This window comes from Bradyrhizobium tunisiense (assembly GCF_042263385.1).
Taxonomy (GTDB): Bacteria; Pseudomonadota; Alphaproteobacteria; order Rhizobiales; family Xanthobacteraceae; genus Bradyrhizobium; species Bradyrhizobium tunisiense.
Window position 1 is genome coordinate 440,425 of the sequence record NZ_JBHLEV010000001.1, and the last position, 15,416, is coordinate 455,840.

Sequence of the window (15,416 nt, forward strand, 5' to 3'; positions counted from 1 at the left end):
CCGCGCGCGGGTAAGTGCATCACGCTGCCTATTCTGGCATCAAGATTGCAGGTCAGGCTCCGAAATTCGTTGGGAGCTTTGGGCCATGCGTCTTCGTTTATCGACCTGTCTCGCCGTGCTTGCGCTGGCGTCGTTCGCACTCTCGGCGCGCGCCGAAACGGTGGTGCGCTACGGCATCTCGATGGCGGATATCCCGCTGACGACGGGGCAGCCCGATCGCGGTGCCGGCGCCTATCAGTTCACGGCGTACACGATCTACGATCCCCTGGTGGCCTGGGAGATGGACGTCAGCGACCGTCCCGGCAAGCTGGTGCCGGGGCTCGCGACCGAGTGGAAGGTCGATGACACCGACAAGACCAAATGGCGCTTCACGCTTCGCAAGGGCGTCAAGTTTCACGACGGCAGCGAGTTCAACGCCGATGCGGTGATCTGGAATCTGGACAAGGTGCTCAACGACAAGGCGCCGCAATTCGACAAGCGGCAGAGCGCGCAGGTTAAGACCCGCCTGCCCTCCGTCGCAAGCTACGCCAAGATCGACGACTTCACGGTGGAGATCACGACCAAGACGGTCGATTCCTTCTTCCCCTACCAGATGCTGTGGTTCCTGGTCTCGAGCCCCGCGCAGTATGAGAAGCTGGGCAAGGATTGGGACAAGTTCGCGAGCCAGCCCTCCGGCACCGGGCCGTTCAAATTGACAAAACTGGTGCCGCGCGAGCTCGCCGAGCTCAGCAGGAATCCGGATTATTGGAACAAGAAGCGCATCCCCAAGGCCGACAAGATCGTGCTCGTGCCGATGCCGGAAGCGCTGACACGCACCAATGCGCTGCTTGCGGGGCAGGTCGACCTGATCGAGACGCCGGCACCGGATGCCGTGCCGCAGCTCAAGGCCGCGGGCATGAAGCTCGTCGACAACGTCACGCCCCATGTCTGGAATTATCATCTCAGCGTGCTGCCGGGCTCGCCCTGGACCGATATCCGCCTGCGCAAGGCGCTGAACCTCGCAATCGATCGCGATGCGGTGGTCGGCTTGATGAATGGCCTCGCAAAGCCCGCGAAGGGCCAGGTCGACCCGTCGAGCCCATGGTTCGGCAAGCCGGGCTTCGAGCTCAAATATGATCTGGCCGCGGCGAAGAAGCTGGTCGAGGAGGCCGGCTATTCCAAGGCGAAGCCGCTGAAGGCCACCTTCATCATCGCGCAAGGCGGCACCGGCCAGATGCTGTCGCTGCCGATGAATGAATTCCTGCAGCAGAGTTTCAAGGAGATCGGTATCGACATCGACTTCAAGGTGGTCGAGCTCGAGACGCTCTACACGCACTGGCGCAAGGGCGCGGCCGACGAGATGAACGCCGGCATCACCGCCAACAACATCGCCTATGTCACGTCAGATCCGCTCTACGCCATCGTCCGCTTCTTCCACTCGGGCCAGATCGCGCCCGTCGGCGTCAATTGGGGCGGCTACAAGAACCCGAAGGTCGACGCGCTGATCGACGAGGCCAAGCAGACGTTCGATTCCGTCAAGCAGGACGCGCTGCTGGCGCAGGCGCATGCCCTGATCGTGGACGATGCCACGCTGGTGTGGGTCGTCCACGACACCAATCCGCACGCGCTGTCGCCGAAGATCAAGCAGTTCGTGCAGGCGCAGCACTGGTTTCAGGATCTGACGACGATCGGGATGGAGTGAGAGCGGCAACGCCGGACATCGCTGCGGTAGCCAACCATCACCGTCGTCCCGGGCAAGCGGCAGCGCAGACCCGGGACCCATAACCAGAGGCAGTCCCTGCGTTCGGGACGGCAGCGCATATGTGGCTGCCTTCAAACCACATCTGACTCCACTACTTCGTCAGCAGCGCATACGCTCCGGTCCAGCCCTCGGCCGGTGGATTGATCTGGAACTCCTTGATGCGGGCCTCGTAGAGCCTGAACAGCTTTTCCAGCGTGTCGGCATCTTCGCTGCGACGGCCGCGTTCGATCGCATCCAGCGCACCCTGCCAGTCGCGGCCACGGTAGCAGCCGAGCATCTCGATGGTGATGTTGCGCAGGCGCTGGAAGGCGGCCGAATGCATCACGTCCTCGCGACCGGCGATGGCATAGATCACCTCCGGCTCGGTCTTGCCCTTCACCATGATGAAGTCGAGCTCGAGGATCGCGAATTTATCCTTGACGGCAAGCGCGGTCCTGGAGCCCACGATGATGGGAAAGCCGTATTCCTTCGACTGGCCTTCCAGACGCGAGGCGAGGTTCACGCTGTCGCCGAGCACCGAATAGTTCTTCTTCAGGTCGGAGCCCATATTGCCGACGACGCCGATGCCGGTGTTGAGGCCGATGCCGACATTGAGCGGAATGTAGACATGGCCGCCCTCGGCGGCCTCCTCCTCGCGCTCCTTGTTGACCGCGTCGATCTGCTCGAGCATCCGGATCGCGGCCTCGCAGGCATTGACCTCATGTTCGGCATCGTCGAGCGGCGCGTTCCAGAACGCCATGATGGCGTCGCCCATGTACTTGTCGATATACCCCTTCCGGTCGATGATCACGTCGGTCAGCGGCGTCAGGAAGCGATTCATCAGCGCGATCAGGCCTTGCGGGTCGTGCTTGTAGCTTTCCGAGATCGTCGTGAAGCCGCGCACGTCGGAGAACATGATCGTCATCTCGCGCTCCTCGCCGCCGAGCACGAGCTTTTCCGGCGACTGCGCCAGCTGCTCGACCAGGACCGGCGACATGTACTGCGCGAACATGCCGCGGATCTGCACGCGCTGGCGCTGCTCGCGCACGAAGCTGGCGAAGATCAGGGTCAGATAGATCGCGGTGGTCGAGAGCAGCGGATAGGTGAAGTCGATGAGGTAGCGATGCTGCGCGTAGAAGAACCAGGACACGCCGACCAGGATGGCGGCAAAGGCAGCGCCAGCGAGCACCAGGCGCACCGGTCCGAGATTCGGCGTGAAGATGATGACCAGCAGGCCGATGATCAACGCCGCGATCAGCTCGACACCGAGCGCATAGTTCGGCTGCGAAATGACCGCCTTGCTCAGCACGCTTTCGAGCACCTGAGCGTGGATCTCGACCCCCGGCATGGCCCGGGACACCGGCGTGGTCTTGATGTCGTTCAACCCGCCGGCGGAGGTGCCGACCAGCACCAGCTTGCCGGCGATCTTGGCGGCCGGTACGATGTTGTCGATGACATCGACGGCCGAGACATAGATCGAGGGATCGCGGCGGGCATAGTGGACCCAGAGCTGGCCGTTCCGGTCGGTCGGGATTTCCACGCCCTTGAGGCGGACGCCCTTGAGGCCGGTCTTGTCGGTCCTCACAAGCAGCGTCGGCGTGCCGGTCGCAACGCGCAGGATCTCGAGGCTGAGCGAGGGCATGATGTTGCCCTGGGCGAGCATGATCATCGGCACGCGGCGAATCAATCCATCGCGCTCGGTCCTGATCGAGAACAGGCCGCGGCCGGCCGCGGCCTTCTCGATGACCGGCACGTTGCGCAACAAGCCGGGGAATTCGAACAGGAACCGTTCGGCCCCCTCCTCGCCGACGGTCGCGACGCCGGTGAACGGAAGTGACTTGTCCAGCTCGGACAGGACCTCGGGCAGCCCGGTCTCGCCCAGCACCACGCGCGAGCGCTTGATCGCGTCGGCGAGGATCTGGTCGTTGCTCGGCAGTTCGCGGAGCTTGGCGCGGGTCGCCTCGTCCAGCGAGCGCATCTGGCCCGCGACCAGATCCGGATTGAGACGGTCGGCCTCCGAGAACACCACGTCGAAACCGATCACGACCGCGCCGTGATTGGTCAGGTTCTGGATCATATCCGCGATCCGCGTCCGCGGCCACGGCCATTGCCCGAGCCTGGCGAGGCTCTTGTCGTCGATGTCGACGATGGTGACCGGCCGCGCCGCCTTCTGGCGGGGGTCGATCAGCTGGAACATGTCGAAGGTGCGCAGCCGCAATTCCTGGATCGGCGGCGGATCCCAGAGGCGCGCGCCGGCAAACAGGACCAGCAGCGCAAGGCACATCAGCCGCGCAAGGCCGAACTTGCGCGCAAACCACCGCCGCAGGATTTTGAGCCGTTTCATGATGGATGGATATCACGCTTTTGCGGCGGGCGGCAGCGCGGATCGGCTGAGCAGTCGTTCACGTATCAAGCGGCCATCAGGCGTGGAGTATGTCGTTCGTCTGAAGGCTGCTGACGCCCTTGAGGACCACCGTGTTTGCCGCATCAATCGTGATCAGGGTGTCCTCCGTCCCGGACGGGGCCACATGCTGATTCATCCACGCCGCGATGTCACTGATCGGCCCCAAGGCCGACAGGTCGATGTGATCCGTGCCAGACGTGAAGTCCAGGATCACATCGTGGTTCGAATTGGCAGCGAACACGAACTGATCCTGATAGCCGGTCCCGAACAGCACGTCCTTACCGTTGGTGCTGGCGAGGGTCACCGGGCCTTGTTCGGACAGATTGAAGATCAGGTTGACCGTATCGCTCACGCCGTGGCCGTCGGTGACGGTGATCGCGACCTTGTCCGTCGCAGGCGCGGTCGGGCCCGGATCGGTGTAGGTCAGCGTCTGCAGCGCCGAATTGACGTTATCGAGCGTGTCGGAAGTCGATGCTGGGTCCACACTGGTTTGTGAATCTGCCACCGCCGTGAGCGCGAAGGTTTCGTCGGCGAGCGCGTCGGCATCGCTGACCGAGAGGCCGTGAACGAAGACCTGATCACCCTCCTGGGTCACGCTGATCTCAGCGATGTTGATCACGGGCGCATAGGTCGTTTCGTTCGCGCCCGTCACGTCCACCGTGAGCGTGGCCGTGCCGGTCGCGCCATGAGCGTCTGTGGTTTGGATGGTGAACGTATCGACATACGATCCGTCCGCCAGCGCGTTGATCGCCGTCGCGCTGGGAACGTAACTGTAGCTGCCGTTAGGGTTGACCGTCAGCGAGCCGTAGTGCCCGGCTAGCGTCGTCACCGCATGGTGGTCCGCATCCAGAATGGCATAGGACAGCGTTGCCGTCTCGCCGCTGTCGTCGTCGGTTCCGGACAAGAGGCCAGTGAGCTCGGGGAAGGTGTCGGCCGCAGCGGTATCCGCGAGCGTGCCGATGTTGGCATCGGCGAGCGCCGGCGCGTCGTTCGTGCCGGCGATGTTGATGGTGACGACTGCACTCGCACCCATATCGTACCCGTCATCCGGAACGATCGTGTATTGCAGCGACAGCGTCTGCCCGGCGGCGAGGAAATCCAAGGCCTGGCTGCCCGAGCTGAATTGCCAGGCGAACTGGGCGTGCGTCGCCGTGCCGTTGAGAACGGCGCCAGCCGGGACAGAGAGATAATTCAACAGGGTCTCGTGCGACAGCCCGCCGACGCCGGCGGCTTGCGGCGCGCCGTTGAGCGAGACCTGCACCTGGCTGACCGACACCGTGACGTGATCGGTGGCGTCGACGTCGGAGACCGCCAGCACTCCACGCGAGAGCTGGCCGGCATTGGTTTCGATGAGATCGGCGATGGCGCCGCCCGGCCCCGTGGTGCTGCTTCTCCAGTCCGCATCGCCATCGATTGCGAGGTTCTTGTCGGGGTCGACCGTATTGGAGACCGCGCTTCCGCTGCCATCGCGAAGCTGATAGTACGCGGCCAGATCCGCCTCGTTGCCGGTGAGTGCTGTGAAGTCGATCGACTGGATCTGCGCCTGCGTGAGCGCCGTGGTCCAGACGCTGACGTCGGCGATCGAGCCGGTGAAGCCTTGGGCTGCGAAGCCAGGGGCGTACCTGTCGCTCGCCGCCCCGATCATCATGTAGGACGGCTCCTGGCCGTTCCCGAACGGGTTCACGTTCCCGCTGCCGGAATAGACGGCGTTGCCGTCGACGTAGAGCGTGAAAATGCCATCGTCGCGCGTGAGGGCGAGGTTGTGCCATTGCCCTGCCGACAGCGCGAAGCCGGTATCCTGGATCTCGACGCCTCCCTCGAGGATCTCGAGCTCCAGCTTGCCGGCGACGACCGTGCCGATGACGCCGAAGCCGGCGCTCGAGGTATTGCCGTTATAGAACAAGACCTGACCGTCGGGCGAAGCGTCTCCGTTCCAATTCACCCAGCCGTCCAGCGTCACGTCATCGGTGGCGACCGTCGGCACCTCGCCGACCGCAATCGTCTCGCCGTCGAAGTTCATGTAGTCCGATGTCACATAGGAGACGGCGGGCTCATCGTTGGTGCCGGTGATGGTGACGGTGACGTCCTGCGAGACTTGAGCGCCGTGATTGTCGGTGAAGGTGACGGTGTAGACTTGGGTGATGGTCTGGCCTTCGGCCAGCGACTGCAGCACCGGATTGCTGTTGTCCAACGTGAACTGCCAGTTCAGCGTCGCACCGTTGCTGGTGTCGGCATTGGACTCGGACACCGAACCGATCGAGAAGGTGCCGATATGCGAACCTGTCTCGAAGCCTGGCAGAGCCGAGCTGATCGACGACGACTTGAATCCCGCCTGTGCCGTGTGCGTGTCGATCAGGTCGACGTCCTGGATCGCCAGCGTGCCGCTGGCCGTCAGAGTTGCGCCGGCATCCTCGGTGACGCCGCCCTCTGCCGCGCCTGCATTGCTCGCGATCGTCGGTGCGTCGTTGGCGCCGTTGATGGTAACCGTGACTGCCTGCGAGACTTGCGCACCGTGATCGTCGGTGAACGTGACGGTGTAGACCTGGGTGATGGTCTGGCCCTGCGCCAGCGACTGCAGCATCGCATTGCTGTTGTCGAGGCTGAAGTGCCAGCCCAGCGTGGCGCCGTTGTTGGTGTCCGTGCTGCATTCCAGCACCGACGGATCGATCGTGAAGGTACCGATGTTCGCGTTGGCACCGAACCCCGGCAGGGGCGAGCTGAGGGATGACGACGTGAACACCGCCTGTGCCGTATGGGTGTCGATCAGGTCCAGATCCTGGATCGCCAGCGTGCCGCCGATCGAGAGCGTCAGGCCGCTGTCCTCGGTGACGTCTCCCTTTGCTGCGTCCGCATCGCTCGTGATGGCCGGCGCGTCGTTGGTGCCGGTGATGATGACCGTGACGTCCCGGGTGACGATCCCACCGTGATGGTCGTCGACGGTCACGGTGTAGACTTGCGTGATGATCTGGCCCTCGGCCAGCGACTGTAGCACCGGATCGCTATTGTTGAGCGTGAAGGTCCAGCCTACCGACCCTCGTGTGCTGACACCAGGGCTCTCGCTCACCGCCGTTAGCGCAAAAGTGCCGATATGCGAGGTGCCGCTACCGAAGCCGGGCAGATGCGCGCTCGACGTCGTCGACTTCAAGACAAAGCTCGCGCTGTGCGTGTCCGTGAGGTCGGGATCATTGAAGGAAACGGTGCCGTTCGCCGTCAAGGTTGTCGCCGAATCCTCAGTGACCGCGCCGGTCGGCGTCGTCGAGTCTTCGACGATCGTCGGCAGGTCATTTGTGCCCTCGACATTGACGTCCGCGCCATCGATGGACACCGTCAACGGCGTGCTGACGACACCGCCGTGGCCGTCATCGACCTGTACCACGTAGTTGAGGATCAGCTTCTCGTCCTCGCCGAGGAAATCGAACAGATAGTCCGGAACGCTGTAGGTCCAGGTGGCCGAGCCGTTGTTGCCGTTTCCAGCGCCCTGAACCACGGTCAGCGGCACCTCGACGGCGGCGATCGCCGCACGCTGCTCCGGCGTCAGCGTTGCGGTGATATCGTTGCCTTCGGCGTCGAGATATTTGAACGGCTGGGCGGACGAGAGCGCCGCACTCACGATCGGCCGGTCGGTCAGATCGACGTCGGTGAAGGTGACCGTGCCCGTGATGACGTCCAGCGCCTCGTTGCCGGTTCCGACCTGCTCGATGACGGTGCCGCCCGACGTCGCGACCGTGGGCTTGTCGTTCGTTCCCGTGACCGTGATGGTGATGGGAATGAACTTGCTCTCGGGGCTCACCGAGAAATTGGTGTCGACGCGGACCATGTAGGTCAGCGTCACCGTTTCGCCGGCGGCAAGGAAGTCGAAGACCTTGTCCGGGATCGTATAGGTCCAGACCGCCGAGCCGTTGTTGTTGTTGCCGGGGTCGGGGGCCACGCTGATCTGGATCTGCGTCGCCGCGATATTCTGCTTCTGGAGCGCGCTGAGCGAGCCGGTGACGTCCTGCTGGCCGGCATTCTTGTAGACGTAGTTCGGCGCCTCGGCGAGGCTGATGCTCACCGTTGGGCGGTCGCCGAGGTTCTGATCGACGAAGGTGATCCGACCGGAGACCGTGTCGGGCTGCGCGTCACCCGTCGTGTCGGCGCGCTCGGTCAGCGCGAACGCCGTCTTCACGTTACCGCTCGAATCGAGGCTTTGCACCAGCGGCTGGCCGGGCATACGGGTGACGATCGGCGTGGAAGTGCCGGGACTGTCCTGTCCCTGCGGATTGAGGTTGACGAATGTCGCGGTCACGATGGCGCCGGCCGCCGACTTCAACAACACTTCCTGGTAGATCGGCGTGAGCGTATCGGTGAAGTTCGTGGTCAGCTTGGTGTTGGTGTTGTTGTCGGTGAACTTCAGCGTGAACACGTCGGTGATCAGCTTCTGCACGTCCGGCGACATCAGTGCATTGGAGATCGAGACGTTGCCGCCGCTGATCTGGATCATCTGGCCGGCCTGGTTGACCGTCGCGATCGGCAGCAGCGTGACCTTGTCGAACAGGATGTAGGAGCCCGTCGTGCCGTTCGGCTCGACCAGCACCTGGAAACTCGCCTGCGGCTGCGGATCGCCGCCGCCGGCGGGAACGACGAAGTTGATCTGGGTCAGCACGGCGGTGCCGCGGATGCCCATGGTCGCGACCGGCGTGTCGATCTTCATGTCGCCGTGCTTGGCGGTCTCGCCGGCGACGAAGGTGATGGTGCCGGCAACCAGGCTCAGCAGCGAGGAATTGCTCGACCCGTTCGGGTCGTAGACCATCTCATTCAGCACCATCCGCGCGTTGGAGGACAGGCCGAACACGGTGCCGTCGATGAAGGTGATGCCGAGCGTCGAGTCGGCGCCGGTCGAGACCACGTCGCCTTTTTCGACGTTGTCGCCGTTGTTCAGGATGACCGAGACGCCGTTGCGGATCGCGGTCGCGCTGCCCACGAGCTTGGTGACGTGGCCGATGACCTGGGCCGCGGCCGCGCCGGGCGCGGCTTGCGCAACCTGGACATGGCCCGTGAGCGCGTTGACGACGTCGCCGGTGAGGTGGGCGCCGTCGGGCGAGGCAAGCGCGGCGCGCTTGTCACCCCTGAAATAATCGTGAACGACGAACTCGTGCCCCTCGTGGGACAGCACAAGATCGAGACCCGTGCGCTTGAACTCGCCGTTGAAGATCAGATTGGGGTCGGGAACAACGAACGCGCCCTCGGGCACGTGCCCCTGCGCCTTTGCCGTAAAGGAATCGACATGGGTTCCCAAAGGCGAACGGGAACCTTGGCCGTCCAAAGAAATCGCGGCGTCAAATTGGCCAGCGTAGTTCAACCGGGCACCGTAAAAAGGGTTAAAATTTAAGTAAGTATCGACTGCCTAAGCTTGCATAGCATTAGCTAGTCCTTAGCGATACCACCTATTGCTTGTGTGATTTCGCATCACTTTGCCCCAGAAGGCGGCACGGGTCAGATCACTTCCAGCCAGGCTGAAGTAATCGCTCGGATATTTTAAAGTCGAATTCAGCCTGTTTCCACGCATTTCCAGTCATCCCAAGTATCCTTTCGTATAGTCGTGGAGCAGATACTTGTGTCATCTTCCCTTCGCGGGGTCCCGCAGCATCCTGCGGCAAATACGGAGTTAAATCTGTGACCTAACTAACAGAACCCCATGAAATAGGGGGTCGTTAGCCATGGAACGCAGATTCGACAGTCCTACAACCTGTGTCTGTATTACTTCCCTTTCGCAGCAACAGGACCTCCTAGCCTCCGAATCGTAAAATTTTACGCAATCTGGACAGGCCGGTTTCAGCCTGTTCCCGCTTTTGGGAAGCCCTGCCGGGCGCGTTAAGCAGAACAAAACGGCCCGTCTCGCACTATCTCCACGAAAGCAACAAAGCCCGGCGCGTCGAGGTCGAGGGGGACCTGGCGAAGCTCGGAAGGGGATGTCAGATGGAGACCGCTGCTCGCTCGCGCGCCTGGCGCGCAATCCTTGTCCTGTGCGGATTGGTCCTGCTCGGATCGTCCGCCGAGCTTCGCGCCGGCACGCTGCTGTCGCCGGGAGCAGGTCTTCTCGTGCGCAAATCCGCCGAGCCGTTCGGCGTGTTCGCCTTCGCCATCTCGTCCGGCAGCCTGCAGCAGAAATGGTCCGCGCTGAAGACCAGGCTCGACGACGACATGGTGCAGCTCGCGCTCTGCGACGGCGACCGGGACAATTGCGCATCGCCTGCGGCCGTGAAACTGCTCGCCATTGTCGACCAGGCCCGCACCCGCGATGGCCGCGCGCGGCTCGGCGAGACCAACCGGGCCGTCAACCTTGCCATCCGGGCCGCCAATGACGGCATCGACGACGTCTGGAGTTCGCCGCTTGCGACGTTCGCCCGCGGCGCCGGCGATTGCGAAGACTATGCCATCGCCAAGCTGGCCGCGCTGCGGCTGGCCGGCATTTCGTCCGAGGACCTCCGCATCGTCGTGGTGCGCGACACCCGGGCCGGCGAAGAGCATGCTGTCGTCGCAGCAAAGCTCGACGGGCGCTGGCTGATGCTCGACAACCGCCGCATGGCGATGATCGAGGACAACGCTGCGCAGGGCTACCAACCGCTGTTCACGCTCTACCAGTCGGCCGTGATGAAATATGTCGACGAACCCGCGCGGCTATCGATGCTCGCCTCCGAGGCACGTTGATCCATTCGGACGACATCCTCCACAAACCCATTCCACCGCGAGATCCGAGACGCTAGCATGGCGCCTTCCATGCGGAGGCGACTGGAATGCGGTTCGTGGTACCGACTGTGCTTGCGCTGCTGGTGTTGCCGGCGGCACCGGGCTTCGCGCAGTCCGGCACATCCGACCGCTCCGTCGCCGACCGGCTGCCGCTGTTTGCCAAAAACAACTGCCAGCAGATTCGTGATCCCGGCAATCAATTGTTCTGCGGTGATGCCGCGCTCGCCGCCGCCGCCGAGAAGCTGAGCGCAGCGATCGAGGCGCGGCTCGCCCGCCTGCCCGATCGCCTGCCCGCGATCGAGGAAAACGCGATCTGGATCCGCCAGCGCAACCTCGGCTGCGGCATCGTCGGCCAGACTTCGATCCGCACCGACGATTTCGATCGGGTCAAAGCCTGCCTGCTCAAGGTGACGGAGGAACGCACCGCAATCGTGCGCGATCCTGATTTCGACTGTCTCGCAGCCAACACCGCAGCGGGCGCACTGATCTGTGCGGACCCGTCGCTGGCGCTGGCCGAAACCGAGCTCAACGGCCAGATGCTCGGCCTGATCGGCAAGCTGGACCCGACCGCGGCACGCTTTGCCTTCGCCGAATATGGCAGGTGGACACGCGAGCGCGATCGCAAATGCAATCTGGTCGGCAAGGAGAATGTGCCGCTCCAGGAGCTCGAAGCCGCGGAGGAGTGCCTTGCGGAGCATTCGCGGCGCAAGACCGACGAGATCCGCGCGGCCAGGGGCGACCCGAAGAAGGTGTTCGGCCGGCAGGTCGCGGCCCGCATCCCCGACACCGACGCGGTCGACTTCTGCGCAGCGCGCATCCATGCCGCCAATTCGTGCGGCAGTTTCCTCCGCATCAACCGCGTCTACGCACTCGACAGCCAGGTGACAGGGCAGGAGGCGCAAGTCACAGGCGAAATCGAGATGGCCGTGCTCGCGCCCTTCAACATGTGCAGCAGGGTCGCCTCCACCTGCACCGGCACCTGCTGGGACGCCAAGACGGGTCGTCCGCAGCCGGGAGCCGGCAATGAGCGTTCCGCCGAGGCCTTCACCGTCACGCGACGCCTGCGGATCCAGCGAACGTTCGCTTTCGTGAAAGCCGCCGACGGCTGGCGTTGCCGGGAGGACGAGTTGGCGCCGGTGATTTCGGGCACGGCAAGCGGGGGGTCGTAGGCTCTTACCCTCCCCTGGAGGGGGAGGGTCGCCACGCATGTAGCGAAGCGGAATGCGTAGCGGGGTGGGGTGACAGTCTCTCTACCGGAGTAGTGCCCGTTTAGAGAGATCACCCCACCCCGCTCGCGCTTCGCGCGATCGACCCTCCCCCTCCAGGGGAGGGTGAAAGCGAAGCATCAAAACATCAGATTGTCCTTCACCAGCACCCAGCGGCCGTTCTTCACCTGCTGCACCTGGGTGACGGTCGTGGCGAGATGGTTGGTCTTCGAGAACACGGTCGGCGGCGAATTGAAGATATCCTGGAACTGGTCGCCGGACTCGAGCGCGTCGAGCATCTTCTGGCCCGTGAGATCCTTGCCAGCCTTGTTGACGTAATGCGCGAACGTCATCACCGCATTGTAGCCGATGATCGCCTGGGTGTTGGCGTCGGCGCCAAACATCTTCTTGTAATTGACGAGCCAGTCCTTGACCTTGCCTTTCGCGGTGTCTTCATAGGGAATTTCGAAGCCGCTCGCGGCGTAGAGACCTTCGACGGCCTCCTTGCCGAGCGCCGGCACTTCGAGCACGTTAACGGGCGTGGCGCCGAGGAAGGTGACGTCCCATCCGAGCTTCTTCGCTTCACTCATCGTGCCGATCGGCTCACGCAGCACCGCGCCGAGCACGACGAGGTCGCAGCCATCGGACTTCATCTTGGCGACCTGCGCGCTGAAATCGGAGGCGCCGCGCTTGTAGCTCGTGATCGAAGCCGGCTGCACCTTCATGGCGGTGAGCTGCTGGTTGAAGCCGTCGAGCACGTTTTTGCCGTACTCGTCATCCTGATGCATGATGCAGGGCTTCTTGAAGTTCTTCCACTCCATCATGTATTTCAGCGCCGCGCGCGTGCTCTCGACATAGGGCAGGAGGTTGTTGAACTTCAATCGCTCCTGCGGCTTGGCCGGATCGAACTTGAAAGTGAACTCGGCCGCAGTCAGTGGAAAGAGCTGAAGCACGCCGGCGTCGAGCAGGATGTCCTGCGCGGCGAGCACGGTGGGCGATCCCATCGGCCCGACCATCGCGAAGATCTTGTCGCGCTCGATCAGTTTTTGCGACGCCAGCACGGCCTTCTTCGGATCGTAGCCGCTGTCCTCGACCACCAGCCGGATCTTGCGGCCGTTGATCCCGCCCGCAGCGTTGACCTCCTCGACGGCCATCTTCATGCCGTTGGAGACCGGGACGCCCCAGCCCTTGATCGGGCCCGACAGGTCCTGATGGGTGCCGATGACGATCTCGGTTGCCGAGATGCCCTCGTTGGTGACCTTGGTCTGCGCTGTGGCCGGCACACAGGTGAGCACCACGGCACCCACAGCAAGGCCGAATGCGCTGAACGATTTCGACATTGACGTCTCCTCTCCTAAGGGCCCGTATTACGCGAAGGGCGGGGGCCATCGCTCCTTCGCTTTCCCAAACGTGCTTTTCTCCTTTGCGCATGTCCCTTCTCGGAAAACCGGTTCCCGCTTTTCCGGGGCATGCGCATGCGTCACGCCACCGCGCGCTGGCGATACATCGCTTCGATCTCGGCGGCGTAGCGCTTGTTCACGAAACCGCGCTTCAGCTTCATGGTCGGGGTCAGTTCTTCGTCTTCCGGCGTAAGCTGGCGCTCGATCAGGTAGAACTTCTTGATGGTCTCGACGCGGGCAAAATTGCCATTGACCTGCTCGATCTCGCGACCGATCAGATCCTGGATCTCCGTCGCCCGGCACAGGCTGGCATAATTGGTGAAGGGGATGTCATGGTCCTGGGCGAACTTCTCGACATTCTCCTGGTCTATCATCACGAGGCAGGTCAGGTACGGCCGCTTGTCGCCGATCACCACGGCGTCAGAGATGTAGGGCGAGAATTTGAGCTGGTTCTCGATCTCCGAGGGCGTGATGTTCTTGCCGCCGGAGGTGATGATGATGTCCTTCATCCGGTCGGTGATCCGGACGAAGCCCTCGTTGTCGATGGTGCCGACGTCCCCGGTGTGCAGCCAGCCGCGGGAATCGATGGTCTCGGCGGTCTTCTCCGGCTGGTTCAGATAACCCATGAACAGGAAATCGCCCTTGATCAGGATCTCGCCGTCGGGCGACAGCGCGACCTCGCCCCAGGGCACCGCCGTGCCGACCGAACCGAGCTTGATCCGCTCCGCCGGCATCATGGTGGCGACGCCGCAATTCTCGGTCTGACCGTAGAGCTCGTGCACGTCGATTCCGAGCGCGAGGTACCAGCGGATGAGCTCCGGCGCGATCGGCGCGGCGCCGGTGAAAGCGATACGGCAACGGTCGAGCCCGATCATGCGACGGATGTTGCGGAATGCGATGCGATAGGCGAGACCATTGGCGATGCGCAGCGACAGCGGCGGCGTCTTGCCTTCGAGCCGATAATCGACCATGCGGTAGCCGATGCCGATGGCACCGCGATAGACCCATTGCTGGAGCGGCGTCGCATCCTTCAGCGCGATGGTGATCGCGGAATAGAATTTCTCCCAGATGCGCGGCACCGCGAGGAAAACGGTCGGCTGCACCTCGCGCAAATTGTCCGGCACGGTCTCCGGGCTCTCGGCAAAATTCATCACCGAACCGAGCGCGACCGAGATGTAGTAGCCCCCGACGCGTTCGGCGACGTGGCAGAGCGGCAGGAAGATCAACCGCTCATCGTCATCTCGCGCCGGGATGAAGTCATTGGCATGCCGCATCTGGTGCGTGACGCTGCGGTTGGCGTGCATCGCGCCCTTGGGCGGACCGGTCGTACCGGACGTATAGACGAGGATGGCGAGATCGTCGGCGCCGCGGCTGTCGATCATTTCCTGCCACAGCGCTTCGCGGCCGACCATGTGATTGCGGCCCAGCGCGCGAAATTCGTCGAGCGACATCACCATGTCGTCGGAGAAGCCGCTCAGGCCTTCCATGTCGAACACGATGATCTTCCGCAAGCTCGCGCAGCGCGCGCGGCAGGCGAGGATCTTGTCGAGCTGCTCCTCGTCCTCGGCGAAGATCACCTTCGTCCTGGAATCATTGACGACATATTCGACCTGGGACGACGCATCGGTGGGATAGATACCCGAGGAGACGCCGCCTGCGCACAGGACGCCCATGTCGGCATGGACCCATTCGGGAACCGCGTTGGCGATGATGGAGGCGACGTCGCCGGGCATGAAGTCGATCGCGCGAAGCGCGTAGGCGATTTCCTTCGATGCCTCCAGCCACTCGCGCCAGCTCGTCGGCTGCCAGATGCCGAATTTCTTCTCGCGGATCGCCGGCCGCTCGCCCCGCGTCTCGGCAGCGCGCAAAAAGCTCCTTGCGATCGTATCAGCGACCGTCAGCACCGCCGGCCGGACCATGCGCCTCTCCTCCCTGTCGCCCCCGCCGCTGCCTGCCTTGCC

Annotated in this window: 7 protein-coding genes; 3 read left to right on the top strand and 4 right to left on the bottom strand. The window is 63.3% G+C overall.

Translation table 11 applies throughout. The features are described 5' to 3' along the window. Positions 1-85: 85 nt before the first annotated feature. The gene (locus ACFDR6_RS02080; RefSeq protein WP_212087624.1) at positions 86-1,681 is read left to right on the top strand and encodes an ABC transporter substrate-binding protein; all 1,596 of its coding nucleotides are present in this window, start codon (positions 86-88) and stop codon (positions 1,679-1,681) included. A 151-nt stretch (positions 1,682-1,832) separates the two neighbouring features. Here ACFDR6_RS02080 and ACFDR6_RS02085 read toward each other — a convergent pair whose 3' ends face one another. Together ACFDR6_RS02085 and ACFDR6_RS02090 are read right to left on the bottom strand one after the other, a co-directional pair. Beyond that, positions 1,833-4,064: a CHASE2 domain-containing protein gene (locus ACFDR6_RS02085; RefSeq protein ID WP_317241256.1), complete on the bottom strand. Its 2,232-nt coding sequence runs from the start codon at positions 4,062-4,064 to the stop codon at positions 1,833-1,835. 76 nt (positions 4,065-4,140) lie between these two features. Beyond that, complete coding sequence (locus ACFDR6_RS02090; protein ID WP_375857198.1) at positions 4,141-9,354, bottom strand: VCBS domain-containing protein; 5,214 nt, start codon at positions 9,352-9,354, stop codon at positions 4,141-4,143. Between the two features lie 725 nt (positions 9,355-10,079). Here ACFDR6_RS02090 and ACFDR6_RS02095 point away from each other — a divergent pair. Next, complete coding sequence (locus ACFDR6_RS02095) at positions 10,080-10,811, top strand: transglutaminase-like cysteine peptidase (protein WP_212087617.1); 732 nt, start codon at positions 10,080-10,082, stop codon at positions 10,809-10,811. Between the two features lie 86 nt (positions 10,812-10,897). Next, the gene (locus tag ACFDR6_RS02100; protein WP_375857199.1) at positions 10,898-12,019 is read left to right on the top strand and encodes a lysozyme inhibitor LprI family protein; all 1,122 of its coding nucleotides are present in this window, start codon (positions 10,898-10,900) and stop codon (positions 12,017-12,019) included. A gap of 176 nt (positions 12,020-12,195) precedes the next feature. On the opposite strand, the gene ACFDR6_RS02105 is transcribed toward ACFDR6_RS02100, so the two are convergent. Both ACFDR6_RS02105 and ACFDR6_RS02110 read right to left on the bottom strand, forming a co-directional pair. After that, positions 12,196-13,395, bottom strand: coding sequence for an ABC transporter substrate-binding protein (locus ACFDR6_RS02105; protein WP_375857200.1), 1,200 nt, complete (start codon positions 13,393-13,395; stop codon positions 12,196-12,198). A 140-nt stretch (positions 13,396-13,535) separates the two neighbouring features. Beyond that, entirely contained in the window at positions 13,536-15,374 is a 1,839-nt protein-coding gene (locus ACFDR6_RS02110) for an AMP-dependent synthetase/ligase (RefSeq protein ID WP_212087611.1), read from the bottom strand. Between the last annotated feature and the right edge of the window lie 42 nt (positions 15,375-15,416).

Bases quoted from the DNA above. Each gene is read 5' to 3' on its own strand.
- ACFDR6_RS02080 (WP_212087624.1), top strand. From the start codon at position 86: ATGCGTCTTCGTTTATCGACCTGTCTCGCCGTGCTTGCGCTGGCGTCG.
- ACFDR6_RS02085 (WP_317241256.1), bottom strand. From the start codon at position 4,064: ATGAAACGGCTCAAAATCCTGCGGCGGTGGTTTGCGCGCAAGTTCGGC.
- ACFDR6_RS02095 (WP_212087617.1), top strand. From the start codon at position 10,080: ATGGAGACCGCTGCTCGCTCGCGCGCCTGGCGCGCAATCCTTGTCCTG.
- ACFDR6_RS02100 (WP_375857199.1), top strand. From the start codon at position 10,898: ATGCGGTTCGTGGTACCGACTGTGCTTGCGCTGCTGGTGTTGCCGGCG.
- ACFDR6_RS02105 (WP_375857200.1), bottom strand. From the start codon at position 13,395: ATGTCGAAATCGTTCAGCGCATTCGGCCTTGCTGTGGGTGCCGTGGTG.
- ACFDR6_RS02110 (WP_212087611.1), bottom strand. From the start codon at position 15,374: ATGGTCCGGCCGGCGGTGCTGACGGTCGCTGATACGATCGCAAGGAGC.